The organism is Pseudomonas sp. TNT2022 ID1044 (assembly GCF_028656895.1).
Lineage (GTDB): Bacteria > Pseudomonadota > Gammaproteobacteria > Pseudomonadales > Pseudomonadaceae > Aquipseudomonas > Aquipseudomonas reinekei.
Map to the genome: position 1 here is coordinate 217,637 of NZ_JAMDHB010000007.1, position 13,267 is coordinate 230,903.

Genomic DNA, 13,267 nt, shown 5'->3' on the forward strand with positions numbered 1-13,267 from the left:
GCGATGAATACCTTGATCGAGGTCCGTGACCTCTCGAAAACCTTCACCCTGCATCAGCAGAACGGCGTGGTCCTCAACGTGCTGCGCGGGGTGGATTTCAGTGTGGCGGGCGGTGAATGCCTGGTGCTGCACGGCCAGTCCGGCGCCGGTAAAAGCACGTTGCTGCGCACCGTGTATGGCAACTATCTACCGGCCGGCGGCAGCATCCGCGTGCAGCATGACGGCCAGTGGCTGGAACTGGTGGGCGCCGAGCCTCGGGACATTCTGCAGGTGCGCCAGCGCACTTTGGGTTACGTCAGCCAGTTCCTGCGGGTGATCCCGCGCGTGGCGTGCCTGGACGTGGTGATGGAGCCTGCCCTGGCCCGTGGCTGGTCGAAACAGCTCGCGCAATCGCGCGCCGAATGGCTGCTCAGCCGCCTGAACATTGCGCAACGCCTTTGGCAACTGGCGCCCGGCACGTTCTCCGGGGGAGAGCAGCAACGGGTCAATATCGCCCGCGGCTTCATGGTCGCGTGGCCGGTGATGTTGCTCGACGAACCGACCGCTTCGCTGGACGACAACAATCGTCAGGTGGTGCTGGAACTGATGAACGAAGCCAAAGCCGCCGGTGCCGCGCTGATCGGCATCTTCCACGACCGCATCGCCCGTGAAGCGGTTGCCGATCGCCATCTCGACATGACCCCTGCTGCAGTCAGCCAAGAGGAATACGCCGATGCCCGTTGAACAGATCCTCAGCAATGCGCAACTGGTCACCGCTGACCGGGTGTTCTATGGCACGGTGTTGCTGCGCGACGGTGTGATCGCCGAGGTCAACGAAGGCCCGAGCCGTTTGCCTCAGGCCTTGGACCTCAACGGCGATTACCTGCTGCCCGGTCTGGTGGAATTGCACACCGACAACCTGGAACGCCACATGACTCCGCGTCCCGGCGTCGATTGGCCGTCGGTGCCGGCGGTGCTCAGCCATGACGCCCAGATCATCGCGGCGGGCATCACTACGGTGTTCGACGCGGTGTCCATTGGCGACGTGAACCCCAAGGGCAATCGCATGCAGAAACTGCCGGCGATGCTCGACGCCATTACCAAAGCCTCCAGCGCCGAATTGACCCGGGCTGAACACCGTCTGCACCTGCGCTGCGAGTTGTGCCATCCGGACACCTTGACCGTGTTCCGCGATCTGGTGGAAAACCCGCTGGTGCAATTGGTGTCGGTGATGGACCACTCGCCGGGTCAGCGCCAGTTCGTGCTCGAATCCAAGTACCGTGAGTACTACATGGGCAAATACCACCTGACGACGACGCAAATGGATGAGTTCATCACGTTGCAGATGGCCAACTCGCGCACTTACAGCGACCGGTATCGCGCGGCGATTGTCGAGCACTGTCTGGCCCTTGGCCTGTCGGTGGCCAGTCATGATGACGCGACGCTGGCGCACGTCGAAGAGTCGGCGCGCTACGGCATGACCATCGCCGAGTTTCCGACGACGGTCGAAGCGGCGAAGGGTTGTCGCGACCACGGCATGAACGTGTTGATGGGGGCACCGAACATCGTGCGCGGTGGTTCGCACTCGGGTAACGTGGCCGCCGCTGACCTGGCTGCCTTGGGCTTGCTGGACATTCTGTCCAGCGACTACTACCCGGCGAGCCTGTTGCAATCGGCATTTACGCTGGCTGCGCAGAGCGAGCGGATCGGTTTGGCCGAGGCGGTGCGCATGGTCAGTCTGAACCCGGCCCGGGCGGCTGGTTTGACTGATCGCGGCGAGATTGCCCCGGGGATGCGCGCCGATCTGGTACAGGCCCGCAGTCAGGATGGTTTGCCAGTGGTCCAACAAGTATGGCGACAAGCGACGAGGGTGTTTTGATGGCAGGCAGGTTGATCTATCTCATCGGGCCTTCCGGTTCGGGCAAGGACAGCCTGCTGGATGCTGCGCGCGGGCGCTTGGCCGAGCGTGGCTGCCGCATCGTGCGACGGGTCATCACCCGCTCGGCGGAAGCGGTCGGCGAGGCGGCGCTGGGTGTCAGCACGCAGCAGTTCGCCGAGATGGACGCTCAGGGCGCGTTTGCCCTGAGCTGGCATGCCAATGGCCTGTCCTATGGCATCCTGCGGGAAATCGACGACTGGCTGGCCGCTGGCAATGACGTGCTGGTCAATGGCTCGCGCGGGCATTTGCCCAACGCCCGCGAGCGCTATCCGCACATGCTGGTGGTGTTGTTGACGGTGGACCAGGCTGTGTTGTGCGAGCGCTTGCTGGCGCGAGGACGGGAATCCGTGGCGGAAATCGATGCGCGGCTGGCGCGCAATGACCGCTTCAACAAACGCGTCCTTGCCGACAACGATTCCACGCTGCTGGTGCTCGACAACTCCGGTGCACTGGAGAATACGGTGCAACGCTTGCTCGCCAGCATCGACGAGCAATCGGCATGCGCCTGACGTTGTTGGGTACCGGTGATGCGCGGCAGGTCCCGGTCTATGGCTGTGAGTGCGCGGCCTGTACGCGCTCACGCATCGACGAGCGCTGGCGACGTCAACCGTGCTGCGCGCTGGTCGAGTGCGGCGATCAGCGCTGGTTGATCGACAGCGGCCTGCCAGACCTGACCGAACGCTTTGCGCCGCGCAGCTTCAACGGCATCTTGCAGACGCACTACCACGCCGATCACGCCCAAGGCCTGCTGCACTTGCGTTGGGGGCAGGGGCTGGTGATACCGGTGCACGGGCCGGCCGATCCGCAAGGCTTGGCCGACCTCTACAAACACCCTGGCATTCTTGATTTCAGCCAACCGTTCGACAGCTTCGAAACCCGCACCTTCGGCACACTCAATGTCACCGCGCTGCCGTTACAGCATTCAAAACCCACCTTCGGCTATCTGCTCGAAGGCGACGGGCGACGCATCGCCTACCTGACAGACACCGTGGGCCTGCCACCGGACACCACGGCGTGGTTGCAACGTCAAGCGCTGGACCTGCTGGTGCTCGACTGCTCAATGCCACCACAACCCCAGGCACCGCGTAACCACAACGACCTGAACCTGGCCTTGCAGTGCATTGAAGAGCTCAAGCCGGAATCGGCGGTGTTGACCCATGCGGGGCACACATTCGATGCGTGGTTGATGGCGCATCGGGGGGCGTTGCCGGGTAATGTCAGTGTCGGGTTTGATGGATGTGTGTTGTAGCGTCCTCGGTGTCTCTTCTTAAAGCATCGTTCGGTAATCGTTCAGCGTTTTGGCTGACTGAACCAAACCTTGTCGAAACATAAGGTCGAGGTAAGTGCTGATATCCATGGGCGGCATCTTCAGCTGTTTTCGTTGGCGTTGAGCCGCAGAGACCACTGCGGCGGGATCCAGGTCAAAGAGGTTGCTAACGAACTCATCGGGGTGCTGGGCTTCGATGTCATAAACTCCCAAAGCCGAGCAGGGAAAATCTTTTGGAACGGCCACATCCATCAGTTCAGATGTTCGATTCAGTTGCTCTATCGTCAGGTCCGGTCGGTTTTTCAGAAGATTGCGTTTCCATTCGTTGTGTATCTCCATCGACCATTTCGCCCGAAACCGACCGGAGAGCGCAAGCCACATAAGAAAGTCTCTCAAGGGCGCAGGGTAAAGCACGCAAGCGTCATATACAGCGGTAAAAGCGGAGTGCCTCACTCGTATCCTTTCCTTAACGCCTGTGCCTGCTCGGCGAGTAGCATCATTGCCTGCTCGCTGGCTGCATTGCGCCGGGTTTTATAGTCCATCAAATCGGCGAAACGCACACGTCGGTGCTTGCCGGTTTTGTGGTAGGAGAGTTCGCCGGACTCTAGCAGTTTGATCAGGTGCGGGCGTGAGACGTTGAGCAAGTCCGCCGCTTCCTGTGTGGTCAGTTCTGCGTGGACCGGAACCACTTTGACGGCATTGCCCGCCGCTAACTCAGCGAGGATATCGACCAGCAGCCGCAGTGCCGAGGTCGGTAGTTCGACGTTGTGAGCTTCATTTTGCTCGTCGAAAATCTGGATGCGCTGGGTTTCGATTTGGGTGCAGAGATAAGCTGCGAGCGCGTGCTGTCCTGCCTTGGCAATTTGTACCTCGTGTTCTGCAGGCAAATGGATCGGTGGATGAATGACTGTCGACATGGCCGTTTCCAATATTCTGAATAATCGATGCCATCAGGCTATGCGAATTAATCGAAATTCGCAATAAACGAAACGTCACTCACGCCTCCTTCACCAACAACCCCTGCACATACTCCACAAACGCCCGTGCCTTGGCGCTGGCCATTCTGCCGGTGGGGAACACGGCCCACAGGTCCTGATTCGGCAGGGTCCATTCACTCATGACTTCTCGAACCGCACCGCTGGCGAGTTCCGGGGCGAACATCCATTCCGAGGCCATGGTCAGGCCTTGGTGGGACAGCACGGCGGCACGCAGTCCTTCAGCAGCGCTGATGCGGATCCGGCCGTTGATGGTCACTGATTGCTCTTCTCCAGCCTTGTTGAACAGCCAGTTGGCATGGCCGCCCAGGGTGTAGACGATTGCCTGATGCTTGCTCAGGTCTGTGGGGCAGGTGGGTTCACCGAATTTTTTGAAGTATGTCGGCGTACCCAGTACCACGCGCCGGCATTCGGAAATCTTGCGGGCGGTGAGTCCGGAATCGCTCAGGGTGCCCATGCGCAGGGCGATATCGACGCCTTCTTCCACCAGATTGACGTTGCGATCATCGAGCATCAGGTCGATGTTCAGCGCCGGGTTCTGCTCAAGAAATGGCCCAAGGTGCGGCACGATATGCATCCGGCCGAAAGTCACGGCAGCGCAGATGCGCAGGTTGCCAGTCAGTCCGCCGGCTGTCCCGCGAGCAGCGTTGTCGGCCTCGTCGGCTTCTTCGAGGGCGCGTTTGGCCCGCTCGAAAAACGCCAGCCCGGCCTCGGTGGGCGTCAGGCCGCGTGTTGAGCGCAACAGCAGTCGCACCGCCAGCCGCGATTCGAGTTGCGCGATGGTTTTCGACACGGCCGGCTGGCCGATATTCAAGCGTCGGGCCGCCGCGGAAAACGAACCGGTTTCCACCACGTAGACGAAGGTTTCCATTGCGCCAAGGCGGTCCATTTGCAGTCCCAAGTAAAAATCCAGTGTGGAAGCGATGTTCTCAGATCGCGCCGCAGATCGCCTTCAGCATCGCCTCATCACACGTTGCAATACAACCGAGCGTCGTGCTTTGGATTTTTGTGCTTGAGTAAAGATAACTCTAGAGTTATTTTTGTTTGAGTCGAAGCAAGGAGGCGGGTGGTGCAGAGCAGGCTATTGATCAAGGAATTGATAGAGGCGGGTTGGACCCTGGATCGGGTCACTGGCAGTCATCACATCTTCACTCACCGTTACAACCCGTACACGATTCCCGTTCCTCATCCGAAAAAGGATTTACCCATCGGGACGGTCAAAAGCATCAGGAGGCGAGCCGGGCTGTACTGCCCGACAGCCAGTTACGCAGGAGATCCATAATGCAATATCCAATCTGTATCGAATGGGGCGACGAGAACACTGCCATCGGTATCCAGATCCCCGATATTCCTGGTGCGGTGACGGCCGGGGATACCTTTGAAGATGCTTACAACGCAGCGGTCGAGATCGCTCACATCATGCTGCAGGAGATCGCGGCGGACGGCGATACGATTCCGATGCCGACATCAGCGGCGGTGCATCGCGGTAATCCGGAATTTGCCGAAATGGGCTGGGGGATGCTGGAGTTGGACATCTCGCCCTACATGGGCAAGACCGAGAAGGTGAACGTCACGCTGCCCGGCTATGTGATCCAGCGCATCGACCGGTATGTGCGTGAGCACAATGTCAAAAGCCGCTCGTCCTTCCTGGCGGATGCGGCCATGGAGAAGCTGGTTCGGCAGTAAATGTTAAACGTCAGCGCAATCGCGAGCAGGTTCTTCTTGAACCCTGTGGGAGCGAGCCTGCTCGCGAAGCTTTTTCAGTCAGGCCGTCGCCAGTGAAGCCTTCTGCGAAACACTCAGAAATCGCAGCAACGCCAACAGCGGAAAAGCGCTGCCGACAATCACGATCCACAACCAGCCTCCGTGTTCGTACACCGGGCTGGCCACCGAAGAGCCGAATGCGCCGCCGATGAAGATGCTGGTCATGTACAGCGCATTAAGGCGGCTGCGGCTTTTGGCGTCGAGGGCGTAGACCGCGCGTTGGCCGAGGACCATGTTCATCTGCACGCAGAAGTCGAGCACCACGCCGGTCACGGCCAGGCCGATGACGCTGTAGACCGGGTGGATGAAGGCGGGCAAAAAGCTCAAGCTGGCGAACAGCAGCGCCAGCAGAGAGGCAACACGGGTATGGCCGGCGTCGGCGAGGCGACCGGCGATGGGGGCGGCGATGGCGCCGATCGCTCCCACCAGGGCGAAGATCGCAATCTGGCTTTGCGACAAGCCGTGATTGCGCGCCAGTTCCAGCGGCACGGCGGTCCAGAACAGGCTGAACGTGGCGAACATGCAACCCTGATAAAACGCCCGTTGGCGCAACACCGGTTGCTTGCGCAACAGCGTCCACAACGAGCCCAGCAATTGGCTATACGACGCACTGTGATCAGGCTGACGCTTGGGGATGGTCACCGCCAGGACGATGCTGATGGCTGCCATCAACACGGCAGCGATCATAAACATTGCGCGCCAGCCGAAATGGTCGGCGACGACGCTGGACACCGGACGCGCCAGCAAAATCCCCAGCAACAATCCGCCCATGATCCCGCCGACAACCCGGCCACGGGATTCCTCCGGCGCCAGGTGCGCAGCCAATGGAATCAATATCTGCACCGACACCGAACTGAACCCTACCAACAGCGAGATCAGCAAGAACACATTCGGCTGGTCGGTGAATGCCGCGCCGAGCAGGCTGGCAATCGCCACCAGTGTGGTGATGATCATCAGCCGGCGGTTCTCCAGCAGATCACCCAGCGGTACCAGGAAAAACAAGCCCAGCGCATAGCCGATCTGGGTCAGCGAAACAATCAGGCTGGCCATGGTGTTGGTCAGGCCGATGTCAGGCGCGATCAGGCCGATGATCGGTTGCGCATAGTAGATGTTGGCAACAATGGCGCCGCAGCAAAAAGCGAACAGCAGCACCATGCCTCGGGTCATTGTCGCGGTGCCGTGGGGCACCTGAGTCGCTGGGTTCATAACGTGTCTCGCTGTACAGAATGGAATGCGCGCAGGCTAATGGCCTGGCCGAAACGGCGGAAGAGAGATTGGAGTGATAGCAGTCATTCCATTGCGGAATGAGTGGCGAACGTGCGTGGCGTCAGCCGATCGGTGTTATCTCAGAAGAAGCGAGGCCGATGATACATTCACTTACAGCTTGTTCGATAGCGTGCGTCGAAACAGACGTTTAAACCTGCAGGAGCCGGCTTGCTGGCGATTACGGTGCGTCGGGCGACAACGGTGTCGTCCTGGCGTACGAATCGCCAGCAAGCCGGCTCCTGCAGGCAATTAAGCGTTGTACTTAGTTCGTATAAATCTGGTCGAAAATCCCGCCATCGTTGAAGTGGGTTTTCTGCACGGTGCGCCAGTCACCGAAGGTTTTCTCCACCGACAGGAAGTCCACTTTCGGGAAGCGGTCGGTGTACTTGGCGAGTACGGCCGGGTCACGCGGGCGCAGGTAGTTGGCGGCAGCGATTTCCTGGCCTTGCGGCGACCACAGATATTTCAGGTATTCCTCGGCGGCGGCGCGTGTGCCTTTTTTGTCGACGGTTTTGTCGACGACCGATACCGGTGGCTCTGCTTCGGCGGAGACGCTTGGGTAGATGACTTCGAACTGGTCGCGGCCAAATTCGCGGGCGATCATTTCCGCTTCGTTTTCAAAGGTCACCAGCACGTCGCCGATCTGGTTGGTCATGAACGTAGTGGTCGCGGCACGGCCACCGGTATCCAGTACAGGTGCTTGCTTGAACAGTTTGCCGACGAAGTCTTTTGCCTTGTTTTCGTCGCCGCCGTTTTTCAGCACGTAGCCCCAGGCCGACAGGTAGGTGTAGCGACCGTTACCCGAGGTTTTCGGGTTCGGCACGATGACTTGCACGCCGTCCTTGAGCAGGTCTGGCCAGTCTTTCAGGGCTTTCGGGTTGCCTTTGCGGACGATGAACACGGTGGCCGACGTGAAGGGCGCGCTGTTGTTCGGCAGGCGGGTGACCCAGTTGTCCGGGATCAGTTTGCCGTTGTCCGCCAGGGCGTTGATGTCGGTGGCCATGTTCATGGTGATCACGTCAGCCGGCAGGCCGTCGATGACTGAACGCGCCTGTTTGCTGGAGCCGCCGAAAGACATCTGCAGGGTGATGTTTTCATTGTGCTCGGCTTGCCAATGCTTCTGGAACGCAGTGTTGTAGTCCTTGTAGAAATCGCGCATCACGTCGTAGGAAACGTTGAGCAGGGTGGGGGCGGCGTGAGCCACGCTGGTCAGGGCCAGGCCAGCGGCCAGAAGTGAGGCGCCAAAGAGTTTTTTCACTGCGAATTCCTTGTTCTATCTAGAAAATGAGGCAATTTTCCAGCGACTATAGCCGGGCTTGCATAGGCCTTTAAAGATTAAAAAGCACTTTGCTTATTCCAGTTTCTTGAACAGTGCATTGCCGCAACGGGAACAGAAAGCGGCGCCGTGTTCGTGGCTGTTTTTCCGGCACACCGGGCAGTCGTGTTGCAGCTGTTCACCGCGCATGGCGTTGGCCAGTTCGGCGGTGAAAATCCCGGTGGGCACCGCGATGATCGAGTAGCCAGTGATCATCACCAGCGACGAAATCACCTGGCCCAGCGGCGTCTTCGGCACGATGTCGCCGAAGCCCACGGTGGTCAGGGTCACGATAGCCCAATAGATGCCTTTGGGAATGCTGGTGAAGCCGTGCTCCGGGCCTTCGATCACATACATCAGTGTGCCGAACACCGTCACCAGGGTGCAGACGCTGACCAGAAATACCACGATCTTCTGCTTGCTGCCCCGCAACGCCGACATCAAATAATTGGCTTGCTTGAGATAAGGGCTGAGCTTGAGCACACGGAAAATCCGCAGCATCCGAATGATCCGGATGATCAGCAAGTACTGCGCATCGGCGTAATACAGCGCGAGGATCCCGGGCACGATCGCCAGTAAGTCCACCAGTCCATAAAAACTGAAGGCATAGCGCAAAGGCTTGGGCGAGCAGTACAGGCGCAGGATGTATTCGCCGAGGAAGATGACAGTAAAACCCCACTCGATGTAGGCGAGCACATCGGCGTAGTTTTTGTGAATGCTGTCGATGCTGTCGAGCATCACGATCACCAGGCTGGCGAGGATGATCAACAGCAGAATGCCGTCGAAACGCCTGCCGGCCTTGGTGTCGCTCTGGAAAATCATGACGTAAAGCTCTTCACGCCAATTTTTGCTGCTGTCCATGGAAAACGCCTGACTCAATGATCAGCGCAGCCTAGGTTGATTTTCCTCCAGAGTGCAAGGCGTACGGGTGATCGTGGCCTTGGCCAACAGTTGCACCGCACTGCGAACCAGCCAGCAGGTGAGAATGAATGGCGCGGTCAGCGTGGGCAGACCGATGGCGGCAAACATCGGTGTCAGCACCAGTGCCAAGGCAATGCCGACCAGCGGCAACCACGGCTGCTGGCGTTGTGAGCTGAGGGCGAGGGCGGCGAGCACCGCGTTATAGCCGCCGAGGCCAATCAAGGCGCTGTAGAAATCCTGATGCAACAGGCTCCAGCCGATGCCTGCGACGGCTGCCAGCAACGCCCAAAAGAATGCGCGGCGATCAGCGATCAGCAATCCCGCGGCAATCATCGCTCCGGCCAGCGGATGACCGAGGAACATTACCTGACCGATGCTTTTCAGTGGTGCGGCGAGCATGTTTAGCGTGCTGACTTCGATCAGACGCGCTGAAGTCGATGGCTCGGCGAAGCACAACAGCAACCAGCTCAGCACGACGAAGGGCGCGGTGCAGGCCGGCAGGTATTGGCTGACCCGCACGCGTTTGAGCCACTGTTGCGTGATCATCGCGCTCAGGCCGCCGGCGGCCAGAATCAGCGGCGGCATCATTGCCGACCAGGGAAAATACAGGCTCAGCAACAGGCCGAGCAGGACGCCGTTGTAGCTGAAAAGCCCGGCCTGGCGATCAGCCTTGGCATAGTTGCGGCGTTGCGCGGTGAGCAGTCCGGCGACACCGCCGAGCAATGCACCGCCGAGCAAGGCAGGCGCGGTAAACAGGATGGCGCAGAGGCACAGCAGGCCGCACAGCGGATTGCGCTGGAGGAATATTTGACTGAAACCGTTGAGCAAAGCTTCCGCCCAGTCGGGGCAGTGGGTGTTGAAGTGGTTGGCAGGCATGGCAGTTCTAAAATTCAGTGGAACAGGGTCGCCTGCATCGCTGGCAAGCCAGCTCCTACAGAAATACGCTGTCCCTGTAGGAGCCGGCTTGCTGGTGATGAGGCCGGTGGGCGCTCTAGATCAATGTCTCGATACGCAAGGAGTTAGTCGACCCCGGTTGCCCAAACGGCACACCCGCGGTGATCAACAACGTATCGCCTCGCTGCGCCATGCCCTGGGCTTGAGCGATCTCCAGCGCCGTCGAGCACACTTCATCAACCTGACGCAGGCGATCGTTGACCACCGAGTGCACGCCCCATGCCACGGTCAGGCGACGCGCGGTTTGCAGGTTCGGCGTCAGGTTGAGGATCGGCACCGTCGGGCGTTCACGTGCGGCGCGCAAACTCGAGCTGCCTGACTCGCTGTAGTTCACCAATACCGCCACCGGCAGCACGTTGCTGATACGACGAATCGCACAGCTGATGGCATCGGATACCGTGGCCTCGGCTTTTGGCCGGCTGACGTCCAGTTGCGCCTGATAGTCCGGGCCGTTTTCCACCTGGCGGATGATCTTGCTCATCATCTGCACGGCTTCGAGCGGGTATTCGCCGGACGCGGTTTCTGCCGACAGCATCACCGCGTCCGCACCTTCAGCCACGGCGTTGGCCACATCGGTGACCTCGGCGCGGGTTGGGGCCGGTGAGAAGCGCATGGACTCCAGCATCTGCGTAGCCACCACCACCGGTTTGCCAAGTTCGCGGCAGGTGCTGATGATGTTCTTCTGGATCTGCGGCACGCTTTCGGCAGGCACTTCCACGCCCAGGTCACCACGAGCGACCATGATGGCGTCACTCAACTCGGCGATCTCGCGCAGTTGCTCAACGGCCGATGGCTTCTCGATCTTGGCCATCAAAAACGCTTTGTCGCCGATCAACGTGCGGGCTTCGCGGATGTCGTCCGGACGCTGCACAAATGACAGCGCCACCCAATCCACACCCAACTCCAGACCGAAGCTCAGGTCGCGACGATCCTTGGCGGTCAGCGGGCTGAGGTCGAGCACCGCTTGAGGCACGTTCACGCCTTTGCGATCCGACAGTTCGCCGCCGTTGAGCACCGTGGTGTCGATGGCGTCGGCGTACTTGGTGACCACACGCAGGCGCAGCTTGCCGTCGTCCAGCAGCAAGTCCATGCCGGGCTCCAGCGCCGCAATGATCTCGGGATGCGGCAGGTTGACCCGGCGCTCGTCACCCGGTGTGGCATCCAGGTCCAGGCGCAGGGCCTGGCCACGTACCAGTTGCACCTTGCCTTCAGCGAACTTGCCGACCCGCAGTTTCGGGCCTTGCAGGTCCATCAGAATGCCCAGTGGGTAATTGAGCTGGCGCTCGACTTCACGAATCCACTGATAACGCTGGGCGTGGTCGGCATGATCGCCGTGGCTGAAATTCAGGCGGAAAATATTGACCCCGGCCTGCACCAGCTCACGGATGTCGTCGATGCCGTCGGTGGCCGGGCCGAGGGTGGCGAGGATTTTGACCTTTTTATCAGGCGTCATGATGTTGGGCTCTCGAGGATCAGAATGGCGCGGAAGTCGTTGACGTTGGTGCGGGTCGGCTCGGTGACGATCAGTGCGTCGAGCGCCTCGAAATAGCCATAGCCATTGTTGTTGTCCAGCTCGTCGCTGGCGCTCAGGCCGAGGGCGGCAGCGCGGGCGTAGCTGTCCGGGGTCATGATCGCCCCCGCGTTGTCTTCTGAGCCGTCGATGCCATCGGTGTCACCGGCCAGCGCGTAGACGCCGGGCAGACCTTTGAGGCTGTCGGTCAGACTGAGCAGGAACTCGGCATTGCGTCCGCCCCGGCCATTGCCGCGCACGGTGACGGTGGTTTCCCCGCCGGAAAGAATCACGCAGGGCGCTGCCAGCGGCTGGCCGTGCAGGACGATCTGTCGGGCGATGCCGGCGTGGACTTTCGCCACGTCACGGGATTCGCCTTCCAGGTCGCCGAGGATCAGCGGACTGAAGCCCGCCTGACGGCATTTCACCGCCGCCGCTTCAAGCGATTGCTGAGGCTTGGCGATCAACTGGAAATGACTGCGGGCCAGGCTCGGATCGCCGGGTTTGACCGTCTCCGATTCCGGGCTTTGCAGCCAGGTGCGCACCGAGGCCGGCACGTCGATGTTGTAGCGCTTGAGGATCGCCAGTGCTTCGGCGGACGTGCTCGGGTCGGCCACGGTGGGGCCGGAGGCGATGACCGTGGCGAGGTCGCCCGGTACATCGGAAATCGCATAGGTATAAACCGTGGCAGGCCAGCAGGCTTTGCCCAGACGGCCGCCCTTGATCGCCGAGAGGTGCTTGCGCACGCAGTTCATCTCGCCGATGGTCGCGCCGGATTTGAGCAGGGCTTTGTTGATCGACTGCTTGTCGGCCAGGGTGATGCCGACCGCCGGCAATGCCAGCAGTGCCGAGCCGCCGCCGGAAAGCAGGAAGATCACGCGGTCGTTTTCCGTCAGGTCGCTGACCAGCTCGAACACGCGCTTGGCCACGGCTTGACCGGCAGCATCAGGCACCGGATGCGCGGCTTCGACCACTTCTATCTTTTCGCATGGGGCGCCGTGACCGTAACGGGTCACCACCAGACCGGATACTTCACCCTGCCAGCTGCGCTCGACCACCTGGGCCATGGCGGCGGCGGCTTTGCCGGCACCGATGACGATCACACGACCTGTGCGGTCGGCAGGTAGATGGGCTTCGAGGACTTGCTGCGGATGGGCCGCGTCAATGGCTGTGGCAAACAGCTCGCGCAGCAGTTGTTGCGGATCGACCGACATGGCGGGCTCCCGGAATTCTTGTTATTGGGATTGACGTTGAAGCGGTGGTGCATGGATCGCTGGCAAGCCAGCTCCTACAGGGAATGGGGGAGCATCTGTAGGAGCTGGCTTGCCAGCGATCCAGTCGCCTCGGTGTTTCAGAT

15 protein-coding genes are annotated in these 13,267 nt (G+C 60.4%); 6 read left to right on the top strand and 9 right to left on the bottom strand.

Annotated elements, in window-relative coordinates:
- Positions 1 to 3: 3 nt before the first annotated feature.
- From phnL to phnP, 4 genes are read left to right on the top strand one after another with little or no spacing between them, the layout of a single operon-like run.
- Positions 4 to 723, top strand: a complete 720-nt coding sequence (gene phnL / locus M5G20_RS11380) for a phosphonate C-P lyase system protein PhnL (RefSeq protein ID WP_273919203.1) — start codon at positions 4 to 6, stop codon at positions 721 to 723.
- On the top strand, positions 713 to 1,858 hold the full coding sequence (locus M5G20_RS11385; RefSeq protein ID WP_273919204.1) for an alpha-D-ribose 1-methylphosphonate 5-triphosphate diphosphatase: 1,146 nt from the start codon (positions 713 to 715) through the stop codon (positions 1,856 to 1,858). Before phnL ends, M5G20_RS11385 begins: the two co-directional genes overlap by 11 nt.
- On the top strand, positions 1,858 to 2,427 hold the full coding sequence (gene phnN / locus M5G20_RS11390) for a phosphonate metabolism protein/1,5-bisphosphokinase (PRPP-forming) PhnN (RefSeq protein ID WP_273919205.1): 570 nt from the start codon (positions 1,858 to 1,860) through the stop codon (positions 2,425 to 2,427). The genes M5G20_RS11385 and phnN overlap by 1 nt, the downstream gene beginning before the upstream one ends.
- Entirely contained in the window at positions 2,418 to 3,167 is a 750-nt protein-coding gene (gene phnP, locus M5G20_RS11395; RefSeq protein ID WP_273919206.1) for a phosphonate metabolism protein PhnP, read from the top strand. Before phnN ends, phnP begins: the two co-directional genes overlap by 10 nt.
- Positions 3,168 to 3,185: 18 nt before the next feature.
- Here the strand turns inward: phnP and M5G20_RS11400 are convergent, their stop codons facing one another.
- The 3 genes from M5G20_RS11400 to M5G20_RS11410 all read right to left on the bottom strand — a co-directional run bounded on the left by M5G20_RS11400 (position 3,186) and on the right by M5G20_RS11410 (position 5,069).
- The gene (locus M5G20_RS11400) at positions 3,186 to 3,638 is read right to left on the bottom strand and encodes a PIN domain-containing protein (protein WP_273919207.1); all 453 of its coding nucleotides are present in this window, start codon (positions 3,636 to 3,638) and stop codon (positions 3,186 to 3,188) included.
- The gene (locus tag M5G20_RS11405; protein WP_150734860.1) at positions 3,635 to 4,102 is read right to left on the bottom strand and encodes a helix-turn-helix domain-containing protein; all 468 of its coding nucleotides are present in this window, start codon (positions 4,100 to 4,102) and stop codon (positions 3,635 to 3,637) included. Before M5G20_RS11405 ends, M5G20_RS11400 begins: the two co-directional genes overlap by 4 nt.
- Positions 4,103 to 4,181: 79 nt before the next feature.
- Positions 4,182 to 5,069: a LysR family transcriptional regulator gene (locus M5G20_RS11410; RefSeq protein WP_273919268.1), complete on the bottom strand. Its 888-nt coding sequence runs from the start codon at positions 5,067 to 5,069 to the stop codon at positions 4,182 to 4,184.
- 180 nt (positions 5,070 to 5,249) lie between these two features.
- Here M5G20_RS11410 and M5G20_RS11415 point away from each other — a divergent pair, with 180 nt between their 5' ends.
- Both M5G20_RS11415 and M5G20_RS11420 read left to right on the top strand, forming a co-directional pair.
- Positions 5,250 to 5,462, top strand: coding sequence for a type II toxin-antitoxin system HicA family toxin (locus tag M5G20_RS11415; RefSeq protein WP_273919208.1), 213 nt, complete (start codon positions 5,250 to 5,252; stop codon positions 5,460 to 5,462).
- Positions 5,462 to 5,866, top strand: coding sequence for a type II toxin-antitoxin system HicB family antitoxin (locus tag M5G20_RS11420; protein ID WP_273919209.1), 405 nt, complete (start codon positions 5,462 to 5,464; stop codon positions 5,864 to 5,866). The genes M5G20_RS11415 and M5G20_RS11420 overlap by 1 nt, the downstream gene beginning before the upstream one ends.
- Positions 5,867 to 5,944: 78 nt before the next feature.
- Here the strand turns inward: M5G20_RS11420 and M5G20_RS11425 are convergent, their stop codons facing one another.
- From M5G20_RS11425 to M5G20_RS11450, 6 genes are all read right to left on the bottom strand, one after another.
- On the bottom strand, positions 5,945 to 7,150 hold the full coding sequence (locus M5G20_RS11425; protein WP_273919210.1) for an MFS transporter: 1,206 nt from the start codon (positions 7,148 to 7,150) through the stop codon (positions 5,945 to 5,947).
- Between the two features lie 322 nt (positions 7,151 to 7,472).
- Entirely contained in the window at positions 7,473 to 8,468 is a 996-nt protein-coding gene (locus M5G20_RS11430) for a sulfate ABC transporter substrate-binding protein (RefSeq protein ID WP_150734856.1), read from the bottom strand.
- Between the two features lie 93 nt (positions 8,469 to 8,561).
- Positions 8,562 to 9,386: an ion transporter gene (locus tag M5G20_RS11435; RefSeq protein WP_075948489.1), complete on the bottom strand. Its 825-nt coding sequence runs from the start codon at positions 9,384 to 9,386 to the stop codon at positions 8,562 to 8,564.
- Positions 9,387 to 9,407: 21 nt separating this feature from the next.
- Positions 9,408 to 10,322 (bottom strand): urea transporter, encoded by a 915-nt coding sequence (locus tag M5G20_RS11440; protein ID WP_273919211.1) that lies wholly within the window; start codon positions 10,320 to 10,322, stop codon positions 9,408 to 9,410.
- A 115-nt stretch (positions 10,323 to 10,437) separates the two neighbouring features.
- On the bottom strand, positions 10,438 to 11,853 hold the full coding sequence (pyk, locus tag M5G20_RS11445; protein ID WP_273919212.1) for a pyruvate kinase: 1,416 nt from the start codon (positions 11,851 to 11,853) through the stop codon (positions 10,438 to 10,440).
- The gene (locus tag M5G20_RS11450) at positions 11,850 to 13,124 is read right to left on the bottom strand and encodes a glycerate kinase type-2 family protein (RefSeq protein ID WP_273919213.1); all 1,275 of its coding nucleotides are present in this window, start codon (positions 13,122 to 13,124) and stop codon (positions 11,850 to 11,852) included. Before M5G20_RS11450 ends, pyk begins: the two co-directional genes overlap by 4 nt.
- Between the last annotated feature and the right edge of the window lie 143 nt (positions 13,125 to 13,267).